The organism is Clostridium sp. Marseille-QA1073 (assembly GCF_054863625.1).
Genome location: NZ_JBSVQM010000015.1, coordinates 82794 through 105954, shown reverse-complemented (window position 1 = coordinate 105954; position 23161 = coordinate 82794). Strand labels below are relative to the sequence as shown.

Sequence of the window (23161 nt, the reverse complement as noted above, 5' to 3'; positions counted from 1 at the left end):
CTTTCATTAAGAAACCCTATATATCTATATGTTTTAATTTATTGGCCTAATGTAGCAACCATTACTGCTTTAATAGTATGCATTCTGTTTTCAGCCTCATCAAACACTATTGAATGTTTACTTTCGAAAACTTCATCTGTAACTTCCATAGCTTCTAAACCGAATTTTTCGTTTATCTCTTTTCCCACAGTAGTTTTTAAATCGTGAAATGATGGTAAACAATGCATGAATTTAACATTTTCATTACCTGTCTTATTCAACATTTCCATATTTACTTGATATGGCTTTAATAAGTTTATTCTTTCTTCCCAAACCTCTGGTGCTTCTCCCATAGATACCCAAACGTCAGTATAGATAACATCTGCATCTTTAACGCCTTCATCAATATTATCTGTTATAGTAATTTTGGCATTAGTTTCTTTTGCTATTTCTTTACATTTAGATACTAGATGCTCTTCCGGGAATAGACTCTTTGGAGATACAATTCTAAAATCCATACCCATTTTAGCTGCACCAATCATTAGAGCATTTGCCATGTTATTTCTTCCATCACCACTGTAAACAAATATAACTTTATTTAATGGTTTATCAAAATGTTCAGTTATTGTTAAAAAGTCTGCTAAAATTTGAGTTGGATGATCCTCATTAGTTAATCCATTCCAAACTGGTACTCCTGAATACTTAGCTAACTCTTCAACTACTTCTTGACCAAAGCCCCTGTATTCAATACCATCATACATTCTTCCAAGTACCCTTGCTGTATCAGCTATCGACTCTTTTTTACCCATTTGACTTCCTGTTGGTCCAAGATATGTTACATGCGCACCTTGATCATATGCTGCAACTTCAAATGCACATCTTGTTCTTGTTGAATCTTTTTCAAAAAGTAGTACTATATTTTTTCCTTTTAGTTTTTGTTCTTCTGTTCCTGCATATTTTGCTCTTTTAAGATCTCTTGATAAGTCAAGAAAATATTTTATTTCCTTTGGTGTAAAATCCATTAAAGTTAAAAAATGTTTGTTTCTTAAGTTAAACATAATTTTTCCTCCTAAATTTTTTATATAAGTATCTTTTACTCTAAGTTAGTTCTATTTAAAGGCATACTCATACATCTTGGGCCGCCTCTACCTCTTGAAAGTTCTGAACTTGGCATTGTTATAACATTAACTCCATGTTTACTTAAAACTTCATTTGTTACATAGTTTCTTTCATAGGTTAAAACTTTACCTGGAGATATTGCTAAAGTGTTGGAACCATCATTCCATTGTTCTCTTGCAGATATTATTTCATCACCATTTCCACATCTTATTAACTCTATAGCTGATAAGTTTAATGCATCTTTTAAGATATTATCTAATGTATTTTTATTATGAGTAATATTTAATGTTTCATTTTTTCCTCTTGTAATTTCAAAAACATTTAGTGGCCCTTCTATTCCTGGATGTATAGTAAACTTATCATAATCAACCATAGTAAATACCGTATCAAGGTGCATAAATGCTCTACGTACTGGTATTTCAAAAACTAATACTTTTTCGAAAGAAGTATTATTATCAAATAAATTTTTTGCTATAGATTCAATTGCTTCTGGCGAAGTTCTCTCACTGCATCCTATAGCAATGATTTTATCCGACAACACTAATTCATCTCCACCTTCTGCACTATATTGAAATTCTCTATCGTACCATAGTGGAATATCATAAAGTTTAAAATCTTTATGGTATTTATGAATATATTTCATAAATAAAGTTTCTCTTCTTCTTGTTAGGGTTTTCATAGTATTCATTATTAGTCCATTTCCTACCGCTGCTGCTGGATCTCTTGTAAAGTATAAGTTTGGCATAGGATCTAAATAAAATGGATATTTATCTTCCATAAGTTCTCTTAGAGAACGTCTTGTTTTTATTTGCACTTGTTCTTTTCTTACTCCAGCCATAAGGACATCAACCATATCTTTAGCTGAGTGAAAAATCAAATGCTCATATAAGGCTTCATATATTTCATTATTATTAATATAGCTTTCTTTTAAAAACTCATTTAAGAATTCATCCTTTACTTTTTTATCTTCCAAAACTTCTGCTACTAAGTTTTCTAAATATAATACTTCTACACCATTTTCCTTTAATATTTCAGCAAATCTGTCATGTTCACTTTTAGCTACTTCTAAATATGGAATATCATCAAAGAGTAATCTTTCTAGATATTCAGGAACTAAATTTTCTATTTCTTTTCCTGGTCTATGTAACATTACTTTATTGAGTTTTCCAATTTCAGACGTAACGTTTATAAATTTATCCATACCTTTCCCTCCTTGTTTTATTATTTATAAATTGTTGAATAACTAATTTTTACAAGTGATTATTCAAGAAAATATAGATTTATATTTTTTTATTACTATCATTAGCTACAATACATTATTTAATCTATACATAATGTAGTATTATTTAATACTGATTAAAATATACTTATTTGTAGTGTGATTTAAGGTCTTTATATTTTATAATAAAAAATGCATTAGAATAGATATTATAATCTACTCTAATGCACTTTCATTCTTTTTAATAATTTTCATTTTATAATTTGTAATGAACCGTACCCATATCCAAAATCAATGGAGAATTGACGATGGACAATTGAGGTGGAAATTAATTCTTACAAATTAATTTCTTTAAATAGATTTTTTAATAAAAGTGACTGCGTCACTTTTAAAAGAAATGAATTCAAAAATTCTCTTGTAAAAGAGAATTTTCAATATAATAGTATGCTGAACTCTATTTAATATATTACTTTATAAAACCTATTTGTAATATTATATTTAAAATAAAACTGTAGATAAATCTATTTCTACTTAGATTTATCTACAGTTTCTAAAAATCATAAATTTTTAAATTTATGATTTAATCTATCCTTTTGTTTCATTAATAAATTTAGTATTTATTTTTAAAAAACAGTCTCATTTTTTTCACTTAAGTTTTTACTTATAGAAATCATGTTGCTAAATGTTTCTATAAGTGTTGATGAAAGTTCTTCTGCTTCTCTTAAAAGTAGTTCTGCTTCTCTCTTTTCTCCATTATCTATTCTTTCAAAAACATTATCTCCTATTTTATGAAATCTAGCATGGTATTCTTCAACTTGGCTCCATAATTCAATAATATTTTCATGTTTAGGCTTTAAAGAGTAATAAAAATGTCCAAACCCACATTTATGATGATCAGTTTGAAGAGGTAATATTTCCATATTCTCTACTATGTATTTTAAGTTGTTAACCCAAGCTTTATGTTTATCGATAGCATTATCCATTAACTCTATAAAAATTTCGTTAGGAATCGTATAAAAGTTATCTAAAGTAAGCTCTCCACCTATTTTAGCTGTTTTGTCTAAGACCTCTTCTACTATTTGTAACTCTCCAGACAATCCCTGTATATCATTACTAGATTCCTTTAGCTCTTCTGAATAGTGATGTAAATCTTCTATTTTATTTCCAATAATACTTACTGATGAAGCTTCTTCTTCCATAGTAGCATTTATTTCCTCAGTGGTAGATTTTATATCAAATAGATTTAAAGCCATTTCTTGAATTGCCTCATTATTTGAAGTTGTAGATTCTACAATACCTTTTACTGCTGAATCAATTTCATGTAGAGAATTTACTGTATTATTTACACTATTACTACTTTTTTGAGATGCTTCTCCTATTTCAAGTAGCAAGCTTTCCATATTTCCCATAAGCCCTTTTGTATTACTTGAAAGTTTTCTAATTTCTTCTGCTACAACCGAAAAGCCTTTTCCCATCTCTCCAGCTCTAGCGGCTTCGATAGAAGCATTAAGTGCTAATAGATTTGTCTGATCAGATATACTATTGATTGAGCTAACTATTTCTTTAATTTTATTTAATGTTTCAAGTAAATTATTTATATCGCCCTTCATATTTTCTGAAAAATTAATGGCATTTTCCATTGATGCTTCAATTTGATTAGCCATATTTTCACTGCTTTTAAAATTTTCACTCATGAAGTCAGCCTTATTTGAGATTTCCTCCATTAAATTTACTAGTTCTGTATTAGCACAAGTTATTTCTTCTGTTGACGCTACTGTAGCTTGTGATGCTACATGAAGTTCTTTAATCATACCATTGATTTCTTCACTTACTCTATTCACTTTTTCTCCATAAAACTTTAACCTTAAATCAAAGTTACTTACTTGCATAACTGCATTTAATGTATTATTGACTATTTCTCCAAAAACGTCTTTACCTTTATTTAATCTTACACATAAATAACCTATTTTATCTTTTAATTCTTTTTTTATTGAACATTTTTTATCGACTACTTTTTCACAATCTCCATTCTCAATACAGTCTATTATTTCTTTTAATTTGTTCGATTTATCAAAAAACATTTCATCTCCTCCATTTACTTTCTTTGACTTTATATTTAAGATTATTTTTATTCATATTAAATAATATCCTTAATTATTATCGTATAATAGCTACAATACATTATGGTGTACATATTACTTTCTTATAATAATTTCTTGTTAAATTGTAAATATCTATCTTATTATTTAATTAACATACTTATAATGCTATTTATTTATGATTATTTTTAAGCTATATAATATATTTAAGGTAAAAAATATTTTTATTTTCATTATAGTGTAAAGTTATTATAATCTTATGTTAAAAATTATTAAAAGTTTCTATATGGTTTAAGACATATAAAAAAATAACTAGTGAAAGATGAGTAATGTATTTACATCATACCGGCCAATAATATCTCATGATAATCGGTTATCATATAGCTCTAACGACGGATTATGATTAAAAATATATTATCATACTTACTAGTTATTTTTTAATACAAATTATTTATGTGATTACTAATATCTAATTCCTACATCATTTAATAATACAGTACCTCTTTCGGTTTTATCAAATTGAAAACTTATTTTGGCTAATTGCTCTGGATTAAAATTTGCATTAGCCTTTTTAAAATCTTCTAAATTGAACTCAAAGCTTTTAAAAACAGGTTCTTTTATTGGTAAGAAACTACTAAATGGTGCCTTTAATATTTTGCTTTGGATCATTGGTGGTAAATAAGAAAAATGACTTAGTGGAAGACTTGACTTATTTCCATTCATATCTTCAACTTTTATTGTTAAATCTATCAATAGATTTTTGTCATCATCATTTTTCTCATCATCACCATCAGCTAAAGAAAATACTATTTTACTATTTTCTTTAATGTTTAAATCTTTATTAGGTAATATTATATTATACATAGCATCATTAGGATTCTTATTCATGTCCCATCCTAAGCGAACTGCGCTATACTCTCCTTCAGCGTATTTCAATTTAACTTTCTCTTCTTTCCATTGACTTAAATTTTCTCCAGTTATCTTCCCTCCATCGATGGTAGTACTATTCACATCTATATCGTCATTATATGAACAAATTATTTTAGTATTTGAATCAAAGTAGTTATTTACATATAAAGTGTCTGGAAGCCATTTCCTAGCATATTCTATATCCTTAAATACTTCTCTATACTCCGTATTATTCTTTAGAGTGGTTTCTAAAAATGATGTTATCAATACCTTTGATATTTTCTGCTGCTCTTCTTCACTTATAAGCTGCTTGGTATTATAAAATCTGTTCCCTAAACCAGCAGCATCTTCCCTTCCCCAACTACTGTTAAACTGGCCATGATTTGCTCCATATATATAAATAGAAGACTTAAAATAATCACCGCCATCGGTAAAATCTATTCTATTATATTGGTCTGAACTGCTGAAAGAACTTACATCCATATCATGAGCTCCATGTAAAGCTAGATAATTAACATCTTTTAATGGAAGAGAGTTTCCTGAAGGTTTATATTGTTTATCAGTTGATGCAATAGCAATAATTGAACGTATATTAAAATTATAATCAAATTTCACATTACCATTCTCAGGATAAGACTTTAATCTATTAAAAGCTGCAGCAATAGTTATTGCTTCTCCACCTCTTGAATGACCTATAAGGGCAATATTATCCATATCCACTTTATTATAAAAATCTTTTTCTACATCTTCGTTCCATTCTTTCCAAACCTTAAGATGTTCTAACATCAAAAATCCTCTTGCAGGATTTTCACCTTCTAAAACACTTAACATGAATTTGTCATCATATGGAGAAAAGTTTAAAAAATTCTCATCTATTGAAGCTACAATGTATCCACGACTTGCTAAAAGTTGTCCTAAATATTCATATCCTGGGTCTGAGTAGTCAGTCATTATATGATTTCCGTGTGCAATTACAACTAAAGGAAATGGTCCTTCCCCCTCTGGGTACCAAACTAGTCCATTAAGAGGCATGTTCTCTGGTCCAAAACCTAAAAATTTTCTTCTTGAAGATGACCATTTTGATAAGGATTTTTCAAGAAATGCTGACCCATCAACAGTATTAGTGATTATAGAATTCTTTTCATTGAATTCTTTACGATAACTTTTCTCACTGCCATAGGATAGCTTTTTTACTTTATAAGGTCCTTCTAAGGAAGGATTTTGAACGCTTGTACTATATTTTCTTTCTCTTTTATTTTCTTTTATATTTTCTTTTATAGCATTTAAATCCCTTTTATTCCCATCATTAACTATCCAGTATCCCCCTAAGCCTATAGATACTATTATAACTACTGATAAAGCTATAGTTGTAACCTTTTTTAGACTATTTACATTTTTATAACTCCCTTTTGTAAATTTATATATTAAAGATCCTAATAAAGAAAAACTTATTATTGTGAACATTGTAACTATAATATTAGCCTGTATAGGTGCAAGAAAACTTATGAAAATCAAAATAAATGAACTAATAAAAACTAGAATATAGCCACTAGGAACCTTTTTCATATAGTGGATTAAAATAGATATTATACTTCCTATTAATAATATTGCTAATAGAAGTACAAATGCTCCTTTAATAAAATCCCAAAAACCGTGTGATACGAATAAATAATAGCTCTGCATTATATACAAAAATAAGGTTATAATAATTAAGCCAATGGATGCACCTTTCCAGCCATCACTTAGTGGTTTAATATTTTTTATTTTATATCTTAACTTTTTAAATAAGTCTATAAATTTATTCTTTATTTTATTCATCATAACCTCCAGTTCACATTTCTATTTATTTAAAATTATTGAAAAAACACTTTTTTCTTCTGTAACCTGATTTTTAAGTATTAACTTACCTCCATGTCTTTCAATTATCATTTTTGATATTGCTAGTCCAAGACCAGTTCCTCCATCATCTTTTCTTGATTCTTCTCCTCTAACAAAGGCATCAAAAATTCTATTTTTAATATTCTCAGGTATACCTATTCCGTTGTCTCCAATTTCAAGTATAACTTTGTCATATTCTTCAATTATTTCCATTCGTAATTTTATACCATCTGGATTATATTTTAATGCATTCTCAATTATATTTGATATTGCCCTAGATATAAGTTTAGTATCAAAACCCAATAAAATTTCTTTTTCAGGAAACCTTAAGTCCAATTCAAATCCCTTTTCTTCAATTTCTTCATAGTGGTCTACTATAATTTTCCGTACAAATTCTACATAATCAGTTTTTGTTATTAAAAGCTTATAATCAACACTTTCCAATTTGACAAATTCAAAGAGATCATCTGTAAGTTCGCTTACTCTACCAGCTTTATTAAAAATAGTATTATAATATCTTAATTTTTTCTCTTCATCTTCAATAAGCCCTTCGCTTAGCGCCTTAGAATACCCTTGAATAGTGGTTATTGGTGTTTTAATATCATGAGATAAGTCTACAAGCATTCTGGTTTTTCTGTCCTCAAATTCTTTTTTTTCCCTTTCCATAACCTTTAATTTTTCTGCCATAAAATTAAAGGTATCTCTTATTACTGCAAATTCCCTTTCTGCATAAAATTCAATCTTTGTATCATAATTTCCCTCAATCATTTTACTCATTCCCTCAGTTATTTTTCCTAATGGCTTACTTATTTTTTTTGATGTCCATAAACTAAAGAGAATAACATTTATTATAAATGTTAATAAAAAGAGTATTCCAGCTTTTGTTAACATATTATAAAATATAGTTAAATTAGCACTAGAAATCTCCTCTACACTGCCAGTTCCACTACCAATGACTTTTTCTAATCTCCATGATAAAACACCTGCAATTACAACAAACAATAATGCGAGAATGAATACAAACATACTATAATTTATAATAAGCGAAGTAAATATTTTTTTATTCTTATTCCTCATTGCTTATTACCTTCTTTTCAAACTTATAACCAAGCCCTCTTACAGTTTTTAAATATATAGGTTTCCTTGAATCCTCTTCAATTTTTTCTCTTAAATTGCTCATGTGAACCATTATAGTGTTATCATCTCCCATAAAATAGTCCTCCCAAACAGTTTCAAATATTTCCTTCTTAGTGAACACTCTTCCCGCGTTCTCCATTAAAAGTTTTATAATTTTATATTCTACTGATGTTAAGATTACTTCATTTTCCTTTTTCTTAAGAGTGTTACTAAATATATCAAGCTCTATCTCTCCAATTTTTATTATCTTCTGTACATTTTTACTATCAGAATTTAAATTATAAAATCTTCTAAGCTGAGCTTCTACTCTTGCTACCACTTCTAAAGGATTAAATGGCTTTACAACATAATCATCTGCTCCTAATCCTAGTCCTAATATCTTATCTGTGTCTTGATTTTTAGCTGAAAGAATAATAACAGGAAGATTATGTTCTTCTCTTATTTTCTTAACTAATTTAAATCCATCTATTATAGGCATCATTACATCTATAATTGCCATATCTATTTTACCCTTTTCTATAATTTCCCATGCCTTTTGTCCATTTATTGCTTTAATTACTTCAAATCCATCTTTCTCAAGATAAAGCTCAAGTATCTCTAATATATCTTCATCATCATCAGCAATTAAAATTTTATATGCCATAATTCTTCCTCCTCAATATTAAAAGCTAATTATAAAAATTTCTGTATTATTATTAATGATTATGAAAATATTATAACATTTCAGTAATTTATTTTATTAAGTGTTTTTAAATATAGCTTTTAAATAGTTGTAGGAATAAATGTATTCTATAAAATAGATGTTATAACACTTGAAAATATATAGCTTTCCTCCTTTCTAGTACTAATGATACATTGATAATCTTTAGGCTGACTAAAGATAGTCTTAAGATAATCTTAAGTTTGATATGCTAAAAATAAAAAAGAATTCTTATTTTATAAAAGATTAATTTCTAAATATAATTTGGTAACCTTGCATTCTTTTGTTAAATATTTAAAATCCTACTTGACATGTTTTTGTACATGCTATATCATTAATTTAAATTGAATATACAATTCTCTATATTAAGAGGGAGTAGTAGCAAATATAATACCAACATACCCGACTAGGCTTTTCTATTCTGGTATTATATACCAATCATTTGGTTACAAGACTTTTAATATAATTCTTATTTTATTAAGGATTATATTAAAAGTCTTTTTTTATTTTTATAAGGAGGAGTAAAATTTATGAAAGATTATTACAAAAGAGTACCAGAAGAATTATTCAATATGTTTAATTCTAATTCCAAAGGACTTAGTAAGGAGGAGGTAGAAAAAAAACGGTCTGAATATGGCTATAATGAACTAACTGAAGGTAAGAAAAAGTCAATTCTACAAATATTTCTTGAACAATTTAAAGATTTATTAGTACTAATATTAGTTGCAGCTGCGTTAATCTCAATGTCTATAGGAAATGTTGAAAGTACAATTGTTATTTTTGCTGTAATAACAATTAATGCAGTTTTAGGTACAGTTCAATATATAAAAGCTGAGCAATCTTTAAATAGTTTAAAGGCATTATCTGCTCCAATGGCAAGAGTTTTAAGAGAAGGTAACAAAATGGAGAGTCCATCTCGGGAAGTTGTTCCTGGGGATATTTTATTCTTAGAGGCTGGAGATTATATAAGTGCTGATGGGCGTATTATCGAAAATTATAGTATTCAAATTAATGAAAGTTCATTAACTGGTGAATCAGAAAGTGTTATTAAAAATATAGATATTATAACTGAAGATAATATACCAATTGGTGATCAGAAAAACATGGTTTTTGCTGGTAGTTTAGTAACCTATGGTAGAGCAATGGTATTAGTAACATCCATAGGTATGTCTACTGAACTCGGAAAAATTGCTACACTTTTAGATAATACAAAAGAAAAAAGAACACCTCTACAAATAAGTCTTGATAATTTTGGTAAAAAACTAGCAAGCTGCATATTAGTTATCTGTGCTGTTGTTTTTTTATTAAATATGTATAGAGGCTATGAAATCGTTGATTCTTTAATGTTTGCGGTTTCTTTAGCTGTGGCAGCAATTCCTGAAGCACTAAGTTCTATTGTAACAATAGTACTTGCTCTTGGAACTCAAAAAATGGCTAGTGAAAATGCCATAATTAGAAAACTTCAAGCGGTAGAAAGCTTAGGATGTGTATCCATAATTTGCTCTGACAAAACTGGTACCCTTACACAGAATAGGATGACAATTAGCAAAATTTATACAAATGAAGAAATAATATCATCTAAAAATATGGACTTAAAAGAAGAACTTCATAATAAGTTATTATTGTCAAGCTTATTATGTAATGACGCAATTTCAAATGATGAAAATGGTATAGGTGATCCAACAGAAATTGCCTTAACAGATTTAGGTAAAGCTTATTCGCTAAAGGAATTAGATGTTAGAAAGAATTATCCTAGACTTTGTGAAATTCCTTTTGACTCTGAAAGAAAATTGATGAGTACAGTACATAAAGTTAATGGTAAGACCTTTATGCTTACAAAGGGAGCTTTAGATGTACTTTTAAATCGTACTATAAATATAGAAACAAAAGATGGCATTAAAAAATTAACAAATCATGATAAAATTAAAATAGAAAAAGTAAATAAAGATTTCTCTAATGAAGGTCTTAGAGTTTTGGCATTTTGCTATAAAGAAATTGATAGCTCAAATGATATTAGTTTAGATGATGAAAATAATCTTACTTTCCTTGGATTAATTTCAATGATTGATCCACCTAGAGAGGAATCAAAAAAAGCTGTAGAAGATTGTATTCAAGCTGGTATAAAGCCAGTAATGATTACAGGTGATCATAAAATAACTGCATCTGCAATTGCTAAAAAGATAGGAATTTTACAAAAAGATTGTGAAGCTATTGAAGGTGTTGAATTAGATAAATTAAGTGATGAAGAATTAAAAGAAAAAGTTGATAAAATTTCTGTTTATGCTAGGGTATCTCCAGAGCATAAGATTAGAATTGTAAGAGCTTGGCAAGAAAAAGGCAATGTTGTAGCTATGACTGGAGATGGGGTTAATGATGCTCCAGCTTTAAAACAGGCAGATATAGGTGTTGCAATGGGCATTACTGGAACTGAAGTAGCTAAAGATGCTGCATCTATGGTATTAACTGACGATAATTTTTCCACTATTGTAAAAGCTATTTCAAATGGTAGAAATATATATACCAATATTAAAAATTCTATAAAATTTTTAATCTCAGGAAATGCAGCTGGAATTCTTTCAGTTTTATATGCTTCACTAGCTGCTCTACCAATGCCTTTTGCTGCAGTCCATCTATTATTCATAAATCTTTTAACAGATAGTTTACCTGCTATAGCATTAGGCCTTGAACCACAAAATAATAATGTATTAAATGAAAAACCTAGAGATATAAATGCTCCTATTTTATCTAAAGCCTTTCTAAAAGAATTTTTAACTGAAGGGTTAATAATTGCAATTTGTACCATGATTGCTTTCCATATTGGATTAAATCGTGGAAATAAACAACTAGCAAGCACTATGGCATTTTTAACTTTATGTATTGCAAGATTATTTCATGGCTTTAATTGTAGATCTAAGAATTCTATATTTAAAGTTGGAGTATTTACCAATAAATATAGTTGGTTTGCCTTTTTATCTGGATTAATTTTACTTAATGTAGTGCTGGCATTTGAACCATTAAGAAGAATCTTTGAACTAAGTAAACTTGGACTTAATGAATACATACTAGTTTATATTCTTGCATTTATCCCACTTCTACTAGTTCAATTATCAAAGCTATTTATTGATGGAAAATCTACAACAAATTCTTATTCTTTCAATAAAAATCTAGTAGATAAAATGTAATATTTCTTACTTAGGAGGTATAAATAAAAGTGGAGTTCTTAAGTACTTTTGTATCTAAACTAATAGATTTAATAGAACAATGGGGATATATAGGAATTGCCCTAGGTGTAACTTTAGAGTATGCCTGTATTCCCATTCCTAGTGAAGTTATATTACCTTTTATAGGAATACTTGCTTCTCAAAACTCCTTTAGTTATTTAGGAGTGATATTAGTTAGTGTTGTAGCTGGAATTTTTGGATCAATTATTTGTTATTTAATAGGATATTATGGAGGCAATCCACTGATCTTATCATTAACAAAAAAACTCCCCAAAATTAAAAAAAGTACAATTGCCTTAAATAAATGGTTTGAAAAACATGGAAAACTTGCTGTTTTATTTGCAAGATTACTTCCTTTAACCCGTACCTATGTTTCTTTTATAGCAGGAGCAACAAAGCTTAATTCTATAATTTTTATTTTATATTCATTAGTTGGAATAACACTTTGGAATACAGTACTAATAACATTAGGCTATTTCGTCGGTGAAAATTGGATAGTTATTGAATCTTTAATGAAACAATATAGTACTGCCTGTGCTGTTATTGCATTAATTATAATTGTAATAATAATCTTTAGGAAAAAATTTAATTTTAAAAAAGCTAAATAATAATAAAAGCATCAGAAATTTCTGATGCTTTTTAATATGTTATTAATTATTTACTTATGAATCTTTTATTTCATTCTTTTTTGTATAATCCCATTTTACATTAACAGTATTTTTTCCAAGTAGATATGTTATTACAATAATTATTATAGTATAAATAAAAATGCCATAATTTATTAAAGATGCTCTGTAGTGAATAAAAGCTAATAATCCTGTAACTCCCATTATAATAAATAACGTTGAAAGTCCTCCACTATTGCTAACAGTTTGACTTCTTTTACTAAAAGGTATTTGAAGATTAGCGTTTCTTTTATAAACTACAATCATAATTAAAATATAGTTTATAAAGGCTATAATCATATGTGGTATAACTTCAATTCCAAAAATGAAGGTAAAAATTATTGTAATAGCAATAAATAAAGGCAATATATATTTTAATATTATAGCTTTAAATATCCCCTTGATTATTGGTCTCGGTGAGTCTAGTGGTACTACCTTATAAATCCATGCACCTTCATATTTTTCACTAAAATGTACTAGTGAAATTATAGTACTAAGCATTGTAATAGTAACATATATTAAAAGATATGTCTTACTATTGCTTGCCTGTCTCATAGCATCGCTAAAAGATCCTTTATTTAAAATTTGAGCTAACAATATTGAAACTGGCAGTATTAGCCCCAAAGCAATATTGGGATAAACTGTAAGTTTTATTTTTCTTTCACTATTTAGCATATTTAAATCAAATTTTAAAAATGCTCTTTCAATTTTATCTCTACACAATATATTTACTAAAGCTCTTTGTCTTTTCCCTTTTCTTAAGGATGCTTTTTTTGAGGAGTTATTATTTAATTTTTGAAGATTTTTTTCAAAATATGGCGAAATAACCTTTAAATATAAGATTAGTGATACAATAGATATCACTATTAATAGTATTGTAAAAATGGTAAAACTAGGATTATCATTTTTACCAACAAAAAGTTCAAATGGAGCAGAAAACCACATTGACGGTAAAATATAGTGCCAAAGTTTTGGAGTGTAATTTAAATTGATTATCTCCATTAAATTAAAAACTCTTCCAGATAATTGATAAAAAATAACCATAATAGTGGTTAACATAATTTGACAATAATTAATAATATCCTTTAGTTTTTCCCCATCATAGAAATGTAGAATCAATAAATACATTAAAGATGTAAGAAATATTATAAATCCGACTAAAAGTGGCATAACTAAAAGAAAAGTTAATAAAAATAATACTCCATATTTAATTGTTCCTATAACTATTGTTACTCCTGTAAAGCAAACACTTAAAGTAATCAGATAAATAGTTATATGCAGCACTTTTGCTAAATTTAAATCCTTGCTTTTAATTGGCTTTGGTAAAAGTATATTTTTATCTTTTACATCTAAAAGAATCGATGAGAAATCACTCATCATACTTAGTGCTATTATAAATATAGTTATTCCAAAGATCATATTCATAGATACATATAGTGGTATATCTAATATTAACAATAATCCTGTAAAAAATCCGAATATTAAATACGTTATCATTTGAGTCTTAAAATTATTGCCTTCTTTTTTCTCTTTCTTATTTTGATTTTGTATTATAGTTGGAACATTTCTTTTATCCATAATAAGTTTTATTTTAAGTATCTTTCTAACAACACTGTAGTCGTATCCTAACCTTTCAAATATTCCACCTAATTTATCTATTATTTTTAATTGGAAAGGTTCCCTCATATACTACACCTCCTTAAGTGTAGCAATAAAGTCTTTTGCTAATTGCTCTTGAGAATTGAATCCAGTCAAATCATTAAATATCTTTTCTAGTGATCCCTCTTCACTTTGTTTTTTTAATTCATCAAAGGAACCATCGGCTACTACCTCACCATTAATAATAATAATAATTCTATTACTTATCTTTTCAACTACGTCCATTATATGAGATGAATAAAATATGGTTTTTCCTTCTTTTATTAACTGTGCTAATATCTCCTTCATCACAATAACGCTATTAGCATCAAGTCCACTTAATGGTTCATCTAAAAATAAAATATCTGGATCATGTAAAAGACTACTAATTATCATAACTTTTTGCCTCATTCCCTTTGAAAAAGAGGCAATTCTACTATCATAATTATCACCTATGCCAAAAATCTTCATAAGTTTATTTGCTCTTTTATCTGCTATTTCATAATTTAGTCCATATAACTCTCCAATAAAAGTTAAATATTCTCTAGCAGTGAGATTATCATAAATTTCTCCAACCTCTGGTACATATCCTATTCTTCTTTTATATTCTTTATTATCAGATGAAATATTCTCACCAAATATTTTTACTTCACCTTCATAATCTTCTATAATTCCAAGAAAAGTTTTAATAGTAGTACTTTTACCTGCACCATTGGGACCAATGTATCCAATAAGTTGTCCAGGGTAAATGTCTAAACTAATCCCTTTTAAAACCTGTTTACTTCCATAATGTTTTTTTAAATCCTTAACGGATATTATAGGTTCTACACACATTGCCCTTCCCCCTAAAATTGTAGTTTTAATTTTATAACTATGTAAGGCAGTTGAAAAAAATTAAATGCTGACCTGTTACTTTTTTTGAAAATGCCTTAATATCTATTCTTAACTAAAATTCGTTAATGAGTTATTTTAATCCTTCATATAATAAAAATTTTCCATATTTTATCTTACATATAATTAATCTATAGCACGAAATAATATGTTATAATATTTTTATTATTGAAGTTTCAAATAAAATAATCATATTATAAAAATCATTTACAATACCTTTTTAAATTTTAATTAATATCTAGATTATAATTGATAGTCATATCATATTTAAACTTTTTTCTAAAAGTGTAAAATTAAATAAATTAAGAGTAGCTGCAACTTATTTACCTATACTAAAGTATGTACATTAAAATAATTAGTCAAAGATAAGTGTAATATTTTGTGTTAGATACAAATTTAGGTATTCCTAATAGAGATTATATATAAGTTCTATGATCAAAGTTTCATATAAAATAGACTAGCGTATTAACTAATTATTTTTAAGGGTACTTAATACAAATATGGAGGTAGAAATGAATACTAGAAGAAAATTTTTCACCTTATTGATTGTTACTATTATAGCTTTTTTAGCAGGAACAGGATTTTACCTTAATGAAAAAACTACTAAAGAAAGTGTAGTAACTTCAACTAATGAAGATGAGAAGATAACACAATCAGAAAATCAAAATATAGAAGTTCAACTTAAAGAAGATAACAAGAGTAATAAATTTGATGGATTGCCTCTTAAAGATAATTCAGTAGGAGTTCCTGTACTCTATTATCATTCCATACAAAAAAGTGGTGAAAATGAACTTATGATGGATCCAGAACTTTTTAGAAGTCACTTACAATGGTTAAAAGATAATAATTATACCTCCTTAACAATGGAAGAATTCTATAATTATATAAAATATAATACCCCAGTCCCTGAAAAATCTGTAGTTATAACTTTTGATGACGGGTATATAGATAATTATACAAATGCTATGCCAATAATTAATGAATTTGACTTTGATACAACAATATTTATGGTTTCAGATTTTGTTGGTAATCCAAATTTTTTAACAGAATCGCAATTAAAAGAGTTGGAAAAAAATAAAATCAATATAGAAAGCCATACTGCAAATCATTTAGACTTAGCTAAGCTACCAAAAGAAAAACAAAGAGAAGAGTTACAACAATCTAAAAACCGTTTAAATAATTTATTAAACGAAAAAGTTGAGTATGTAGCTTATCCATATGGATCTTATAATGATGATACAAAAAATATTACAAGAGAAATAGGTTACAAAATGGGCTTTTCTACTGATAGTGGATGGGCTTCTGGAGATGATGATTTATTTTCAATTCCAAGAGTATATATGAGTGATTTTTATGACTTGGATGAATTTATTAGAAGAATGACAACTCCAAAATATGAATAGTATTAGGAATTGAAACTTTGTTATAATCCAAAAGTATAAAAACCCTATCGGGTAGAGATTTTAAAATTGTCTACTCTATAGGGTACATTTTATTTAAAGCTATGGTTTTTCATACTTTTATATACTAAAACAATACTGCATTGCTTATCCCACACTTTATTATTTCTCTATAATTAACTGTTAATTTATAATATTATTATGATAAAAGCAATTCTATATCTCTATTACTCATATTTTCTAGTTTTAATAATTCTTCATATGGATTTCCATTTAAATTTAAATACTTAGCAAAGGCAGGTTCTGTCTTCATACCATTTCTCTTTAAATTTATAATTTCTTTCTTTAACTTATCTCCACCAAGCTTTAAAATTTTATCTTCTATAATCATGTGCCTATATCCATATTGTTTTTTTGTTGGTATAGATTGTCCATATATCTCTATTTCAAACTCTTTAATAAAAAAATTTGCTACTATAACTTGATTTTCGTTAATCTTATTAATATTAAAATTTTCATATTTTTGAAATGAGTTTTTAATTAACTTTTTAAACTCATAAAAATTATGGACTTCACATATAATGTCAAGATCACTTTTTTCAATATCTATTTCTAATGGAATTGTTCCAACTAAAATTGGAGTATATTCTTTTAATATACGAAAAATATTAGCATTCATAAGTATATTATAAGATTGTTGCTGCTTTGCATTCCCATTTAATAAATACCCTATATTTGTCCAATCTCTTTCCATAAGTCCTCCAATTTATTTTTTATTAATCTTTATAGTAATTTTAATATATATTCTTCATAAGTGCGCTTTTAAAGGCTATATCTCTTTTATCATTCTTCTACAAAGAGTTGTAAATCCTTTATTTTGGTATAAATTAAAGGCATTTTTATTAAAGTCCCAAACATAGATTTCTACTTCTTTAATTCCTTTTTCTTTTAAATAACTTTCAGTGGTATCTATTAATGATGTAGCAACACCAAACTTTCTATATTCATCTTTTACTATTAATTTATCTATTATTGCATACTCTCTATCTACATGTACAGGATTTATACCATCCTTAATGATAATTGTTTCTATTAATCCTATAGGTTCTCCCTCTATTTCTGCTATAAAAAATATTTGATTAGGATTATTAAGAGCATTATTAACATACTCTTTTATATGTTCTACCTCATCTGGTCTTCTAAATATATTAGGTAATTTACTACTATGCAATATCTCCAATTCTTTAAAGAAATTATATGTTTTCTCAATATCCACTTCATTAGGTTTTTTAACACTAAAATTCATTTTTATTGACCTCCTCTATATATCTAATGTAAAAAGGTATTACATCATAGTATCATAAATAGAATTATTTTACTATAATTTTATTTATGTATGTTCTATTTAATTACAGCAAATAGAAATTTTGATTTTAAATCAATAAAAGAGAATGAAAAAAATTCCCACTCTCTTTTAACTTTCAATGTGATTGGCTATAGAAAGTCAAGCTTAATTAACACTTTCATAAACCTAAAATAACTTTTCTTAATTCTTCTTTTCAGTATTTTCTTTTACTTTTTCTAAAAAATTTGTCTGACTTACAATATTTTCTTCAAATTCTTCTATTGCATTTTTAGTATAATGCCCTATTGCTTTCATATTTTTCTTATCATCTCTAAAATTATTATCTCTACTCATAAAAACCACCTTTTCTTCTTAGATTGCCCTAGAGAAAAGATTTTATGTTAAAGAAATAAATAAAATTTATCATTAGTAATAAAGAATTTATTATGAATTGCATTGAACATTTAAACATCTAAAAACACTAGCGTATTTTTTTAGAATACAAATTATTAAATAAGATCCTATTATTTAACTGCTTTAATTTCACCAGACATAATATACTCTCCTACTTTCAATCCATGTCCCCATTTTTCTGCATACTCTTTAGATACTTCTTTAACTTTAATATTAATATCTCTAAAACCTGCATTTTTCAAATATATTTCTAATTCTTCAACTGAAGAAGCACCGGTCACTCATCCACAATAGAGTTTTTCATCACTTTTCATTTCTTCTGTAAGCTCCCTCATAAGCACTACATCAGAAATAGCAATCCTTCCACCTTTTTTTAATACACGATAAGCTTCATTATATACTCTTTGTTTATCAGTGGATAAGTTTATAACACAATTAGAGATTATAACATCTACTGTATTATCTGCAACAGGTAAATTTTCAATTTCTCCAAGCCTAAATTCTACATTTTTATATCTATCTTTTCTAGCATTAAAGCGAGCTTTAGTAATCATTTCTGGTGTCATATCTACACCTATAACATGGCCATTTACTCCTACTTTATTAGCAGCTAAGAAACAGTCAAAGCCTCCGCCACTTCCAAGGTCTAAAACTACTTCTCCATCTTTTAACTGAGCTATTGTTTGTGGATTTCCACAACCAAGTCCCATATTGGAACCTTCTGGTACAGCTAATATATCTTCTTTAGTATATCCAATATTTTTAGATATAGTTAATACAGATTTTTTCAGATTAAGTCCACTACAGCAGCTTTCTGATTTCTTATCTTCAATTGCAAATTTTTTATAACTTTCTCGAACGCTTTTTCTTATATCATCACTATTTATTTTACTCAATTTAATCTACCTCCAACTTATCTTTAAACTTTAAGAATTATTCATAGATTTAGCAATATTTAAAATGTCTAAAATTTTATTATTTTTAATACTATAATAAATCCACATACCATCTTTTCGGGCATTTAAGATATTGGCTTCTTTTAATATTCTAAGATGTTGAGATAAATTAGATTGACTAAAATCCACATCTTCATTGAGCTTACAAACACAAAGCTCACCTTGAACTAGCTTTGTAATTATTTTTAATCTTATAGGATGAGCTAATGCTTTAAATATTTTCACTTGATTTTCCATATAATATCCTCCTTAAGTCCAATACTATATAACCATATCATGATTTACTAATATAGTTATATAGTATTCATAAAATTATTATGTGTCAATAATTTAGCTCATTCTCATATTATTTTCATATAAAATTTATTGTATTTATCTATATACTTTATTTTTATGACTTACTTTATTTACTGTTGAGATTATATTGAATTATGATTTGATGTATAATATTGTAAAATAGTCAAATTAAACTATGAACATATTTAAAATCATGGGGGGTTAATATAAATGTCTTATTCCATAGAACTTATTCATAATGAAGATTATAAAACTTCTAACTGGTCAGGTGGAACCACTACAGAACTTGCTATACATCCTATTACTTCTGATTATAAAAGTTTAAATTTTAAATGGCGTTTAAGCTCTGCAAAGGTTGAATTAGAAGAATCTACTTTTACTTATTTACCTAATACATCTAGATTTATTCTCTCTTTAGATAATCCTTTAAAGCTTCAACATGAAAACAATAAAATTATAAATTTAAAGCCTTTTGAAGTACATAATTTTAGTGGTGAATGGGAAACTAAGAGCTTTGGAAAAGTAAGAGATTTTAATTTGATGCTTAGGGAAAACTCCAAAGGTTATGTAAATTCTATACTCTTATCAAATAATAATACCTATTCTGTTCCTAAAAATAATTTAATTCCTAAAGAGGAAGATGAAATTTTATTAGAAAGTTTTTATGCTGCAGATGGTGATTGCAATATAATTATAAATGATGCTGAAAATATTAAATTAGCTAAAAATGATTTGTTACTTGTAACTATAAAAGATTTTTATGATAGTTTAAAAATCACCATAAATAGTATATCTGAGAAGGCTGCTATTATAAGATCGACTATTTTGTATAATACAAGATAAAATAACTAGTTAAAAATGATAAATTGCTACGATATTCTAATGATTTAATATATAAAAATAAAGAAATATATTCATTAATTATTTTAAAAGTAATGTTTTATTCAAAAAATACCTCATGATTGCTATTCATATAATCTACAAATTAGAGTATTAGCATCATGAGGTAAATATTTTATACATACTTATCCCCCTTGTAATATAACTATTTATCAATAATTCTTTTTATTTCTTCACTAAATTTCTTAGCAAGTTTATCCACATCTTTATAATTGAATATTGATTTAGGGTCATTAGCTGTTGCTAGTAAGAATGCCTTTGGCGGAAGCATGAAACCTTTATTTAAATTTAATGCTCCTATTAGTTGCTTTGCTACAGAATCTCCTCCAGAATTTCCTGATACTACTATTCCAAATATAACCTTGTCATGAAAAGGCTTTTTATTATAAAGTACTGTTAATCTATTCATTACTGCTGTTAAATTTGCAGCTATAGCATCATTGTAATTAGGACAAATCCAAACTATTACGTTAGATTTCTCTATAGCAGGCAATACATCACTTATCATAGGTCCACCATAAAAGCATTTATTATCTTTTCCATAGTGAGTACATACCTTATATCCACAGCCTTTACAATCCTGTATTGACCCATTTTCTATTAATATCTCTTTAATATTTATTGTAGAATCAAGGTTTGATTTTACTATCTTCCATAAATCTAAAGAGTTAGAAATTTTATTAGGAGTTGAATATAAAACTGTTATATCTAACTCTTCATATTTCTTAAACTCAAACTTTCTAAGTCTCTCATTTAAGTTTTTACATCTTTCTAAAAGTATATCACGAAGAGGTATACTAAGAACCTTTTGCCATGTGGAAAAATTTATAAGGTTCTTAGTAGCTTCTACCATTGGATGCCCTATAAAAATTGCCCCCATAGAATTTGCAAGAAATATTATATCTTGACAGGTATCTTTTGTGCCAAGTTCTGAAGTAGATGCACAAATAATTCCACAGTGAGAATCTGCAAATGCATTTTTATCTTTTTTCATGAGTTTTTTCATAAATTTTAACATACTTATATCAGAAAGTGTTTCATCAACGTCTATTGCTAATAATATCTTTTTATTATTTAAATTTACTAATTCATCTTGAATAATTTTGTGGCTCTCATGGGTAAACTGAGAAATCATATCCTGAAGCATCTTAGAAGTCTTTTTTCTTGGATTAATTATATAGAGCATTTAAATAATTATAGGTTTGTTTTAATTTATTTAAAAGTTCTTCAGGCATATTGTATCTCTCAAGTTCTATGCCACTCTCAGTAGTTCTATTTTTAATTCCCATAAAAACACCACCTAAAAAAGAAGTACTATAATGCCATTGTCCTCTCATATATGCAAGAATACTCACTGCTCCAGAAGATAATGCTGGAGCAATATAAGGTTTAAACCCTGAAGCTCTCACCTCTAAGTTTGCAGTTTTAGTTTTTTCTGTAAGAAAATCTGAAATATTCTCATCATAATTTTCTATGCTATTTGCAATGATTAATCCTTCTCCATGTGGTCCAAAAGCTCTTCCTTCACTCTCATAATCTATATTAAATTCATCAGCATAAAAAGCTGCTCTCCCATTCATAACTCCAAGACCATAACCTCTTATTTGATGAGAACTAAGCCCTTTAAAGTCAAAATCCCCATTTTCATTTTTATTACTTTCATTAAATACTACTTTACAAAGTAAATCTACAGGATCTGACACCACTGCAAAATCCCCTTTAAAATTAGCCTCTCGTGCCATTTTACTATAAATACTTATCACTTTTTTATTTCCTTCAAATTGAACCATTCTAACATCTTTCTTTTCATCACCAACTTCAGGTACAAAAACAGATACACAAAATATAAATAAATCACAATTAAAAAGCTCATCTTCATTTATTTTAATTATCTTTGGCATATCCATGTTATTAGTATCATATATTTGGTTAGCTTCAAAGTACCATCTATCTACTTTATTTTTATCTAAATCATATATACCTATATTCTCAGCTACATCTGCTCCTAAAAGCCTTAATCCTGTAAGAAGTGTTCCTCCAACATCACCTAATCCAACAATATTTATTTTATATTTTTTAGATGGCTTATCTTCTATAATTTCCTCCCAATTATCAACATTTAAATTTATGAAGGAAAGATTGCTTAATATTTTACACAATTTATTTTCTTCTTCTTTTTCTTTTATAATTACATTTAAATCTTCATTATATAATTCCTTTATTGAAGATACTTTAAAATAACTTCGAAAGCTGTTAAGCGGCCTTTTTCCAAGATAATAAGCCCTTCTATTTAAATTTAATCCTTCTTCCTCAGTTATGTTAGTAAATTTGTTTGATAAAGTCTCCTCACTTATAAGCAATAAGTCTTTATATTTATAGTACTTCATCATATCA

At 27.2% G+C, this 23161-nt stretch carries 19 protein-coding genes; 4 read left to right on the top strand and 15 right to left on the bottom strand.

Annotated elements, in window-relative coordinates; translation table 11 throughout:
- Positions 1–38: 38 nt before the first annotated feature.
- The 6 genes from argF to ACY1IQ_RS14010 form a co-directional block, all read right to left on the bottom strand.
- Positions 39–1037, bottom strand: coding sequence for an ornithine carbamoyltransferase (argF, locus tag ACY1IQ_RS14035; RefSeq protein ID WP_461614529.1), 999 nt, complete (start codon positions 1035–1037; stop codon positions 39–41).
- 35 nt (positions 1038–1072) lie between these two features.
- Entirely contained in the window at positions 1073–2299 is a 1227-nt protein-coding gene (arcA, locus tag ACY1IQ_RS14030; RefSeq protein WP_461614528.1) for an arginine deiminase, read from the bottom strand.
- Positions 2300–2940: 641 nt separating this feature from the next.
- On the bottom strand, positions 2941–4398 hold the full coding sequence (locus ACY1IQ_RS14025) for a methyl-accepting chemotaxis protein (protein ID WP_461614527.1): 1458 nt from the start codon (positions 4396–4398) through the stop codon (positions 2941–2943).
- A 480-nt stretch (positions 4399–4878) separates the two neighbouring features.
- Complete coding sequence (locus ACY1IQ_RS14020) at positions 4879–7143, bottom strand: alpha/beta hydrolase family protein (protein ID WP_461614526.1); 2265 nt, start codon at positions 7141–7143, stop codon at positions 4879–4881.
- A gap of 21 nt (positions 7144–7164) precedes the next feature.
- The gene (locus tag ACY1IQ_RS14015; RefSeq protein WP_461614525.1) at positions 7165–8280 is read right to left on the bottom strand and encodes a sensor histidine kinase; all 1116 of its coding nucleotides are present in this window, start codon (positions 8278–8280) and stop codon (positions 7165–7167) included.
- The gene (locus ACY1IQ_RS14010) at positions 8270–8983 is read right to left on the bottom strand and encodes a response regulator transcription factor (RefSeq protein WP_461614524.1); all 714 of its coding nucleotides are present in this window, start codon (positions 8981–8983) and stop codon (positions 8270–8272) included. The genes ACY1IQ_RS14015 and ACY1IQ_RS14010 overlap by 11 nt, the downstream gene beginning before the upstream one ends.
- 587 nt (positions 8984–9570) lie before the next feature.
- Here ACY1IQ_RS14010 and ACY1IQ_RS14005 point away from each other — a divergent pair.
- Both ACY1IQ_RS14005 and ACY1IQ_RS14000 read left to right on the top strand, forming a co-directional pair.
- Positions 9571–12222 carry a cation-translocating P-type ATPase gene (locus ACY1IQ_RS14005; protein WP_461614523.1) on the top strand — a complete coding sequence of 884 codons (2652 nt, stop codon included), beginning with the start codon at positions 9571–9573 and terminating at the stop codon, positions 12220–12222.
- Positions 12223–12251: 29 nt separating this feature from the next.
- Entirely contained in the window at positions 12252–12869 is a 618-nt protein-coding gene (locus tag ACY1IQ_RS14000) for a DedA family protein (RefSeq protein WP_461614522.1), read from the top strand.
- Between the two features lie 54 nt (positions 12870–12923).
- Here ACY1IQ_RS14000 and ACY1IQ_RS13995 read toward each other — a convergent pair whose 3' ends face one another.
- Entirely contained in the window at positions 12924–14612 is a 1689-nt protein-coding gene (locus tag ACY1IQ_RS13995; RefSeq protein WP_461614521.1) for a hypothetical protein, read from the bottom strand.
- A gap of 3 nt (positions 14613–14615) precedes the next feature.
- Positions 14616–15398: an ABC transporter ATP-binding protein gene (locus tag ACY1IQ_RS13990; protein ID WP_461614520.1), complete on the bottom strand. Its 783-nt coding sequence runs from the start codon at positions 15396–15398 to the stop codon at positions 14616–14618.
- 569 nt (positions 15399–15967) lie between these two features.
- On the opposite strand from ACY1IQ_RS13990, the gene ACY1IQ_RS13985 reads away from it, so the two are divergent.
- Positions 15968–16858 carry a polysaccharide deacetylase family protein gene (locus tag ACY1IQ_RS13985; RefSeq protein WP_461614519.1) on the top strand — a complete coding sequence of 297 codons (891 nt, stop codon included), beginning with the start codon at positions 15968–15970 and terminating at the stop codon, positions 16856–16858.
- Between the two features lie 196 nt (positions 16859–17054).
- Here ACY1IQ_RS13985 and ACY1IQ_RS13980 read toward each other — a convergent pair whose 3' ends face one another.
- The 5 genes from ACY1IQ_RS13980 to ACY1IQ_RS13960 form a co-directional block, all read right to left on the bottom strand.
- Positions 17055–17609 (bottom strand): DUF4269 domain-containing protein, encoded by a 555-nt coding sequence (locus tag ACY1IQ_RS13980; RefSeq protein WP_461614518.1) that lies wholly within the window; start codon positions 17607–17609, stop codon positions 17055–17057.
- A 75-nt stretch (positions 17610–17684) separates the two neighbouring features.
- The gene (locus ACY1IQ_RS13975) at positions 17685–18161 is read right to left on the bottom strand and encodes a GNAT family N-acetyltransferase (RefSeq protein WP_461614517.1); all 477 of its coding nucleotides are present in this window, start codon (positions 18159–18161) and stop codon (positions 17685–17687) included.
- Positions 18162–18401: 240 nt separating this feature from the next.
- Positions 18402–18554 carry a hypothetical protein gene (locus ACY1IQ_RS13970; RefSeq protein ID WP_461614516.1) on the bottom strand — a complete coding sequence of 51 codons (153 nt, stop codon included), beginning with the start codon at positions 18552–18554 and terminating at the stop codon, positions 18402–18404.
- A gap of 170 nt (positions 18555–18724) precedes the next feature.
- Positions 18725–19516: an arsenite methyltransferase gene (gene arsM, locus ACY1IQ_RS13965; RefSeq protein ID WP_461614531.1), complete on the bottom strand. Its 792-nt coding sequence runs from the start codon at positions 19514–19516 to the stop codon at positions 18725–18727.
- A gap of 24 nt (positions 19517–19540) precedes the next feature.
- Positions 19541–19807, bottom strand: coding sequence for an ArsR/SmtB family transcription factor (locus tag ACY1IQ_RS13960; RefSeq protein ID WP_461614515.1), 267 nt, complete (start codon positions 19805–19807; stop codon positions 19541–19543).
- Positions 19808–20077: 270 nt separating this feature from the next.
- On the opposite strand from ACY1IQ_RS13960, the gene ACY1IQ_RS13955 reads away from it, so the two are divergent.
- Positions 20078–20710 (top strand): HutD family protein, encoded by a 633-nt coding sequence (locus tag ACY1IQ_RS13955; protein WP_461614514.1) that lies wholly within the window; start codon positions 20078–20080, stop codon positions 20708–20710.
- 202 nt (positions 20711–20912) lie between these two features.
- On the opposite strand, the gene ACY1IQ_RS13950 is transcribed toward ACY1IQ_RS13955, so the two are convergent.
- Both ACY1IQ_RS13950 and ACY1IQ_RS13945 read right to left on the bottom strand, forming a co-directional pair.
- Entirely contained in the window at positions 20913–21953 is a 1041-nt protein-coding gene (locus ACY1IQ_RS13950; RefSeq protein ID WP_461614513.1) for an NAD(P)H-dependent oxidoreductase, read from the bottom strand.
- The gene (locus tag ACY1IQ_RS13945) at positions 21937–23154 is read right to left on the bottom strand and encodes a lactate/malate family dehydrogenase (protein WP_461614512.1); all 1218 of its coding nucleotides are present in this window, start codon (positions 23152–23154) and stop codon (positions 21937–21939) included. The genes ACY1IQ_RS13950 and ACY1IQ_RS13945 overlap by 17 nt, the downstream gene beginning before the upstream one ends.
- Between the last annotated feature and the right edge of the window lie 7 nt (positions 23155–23161).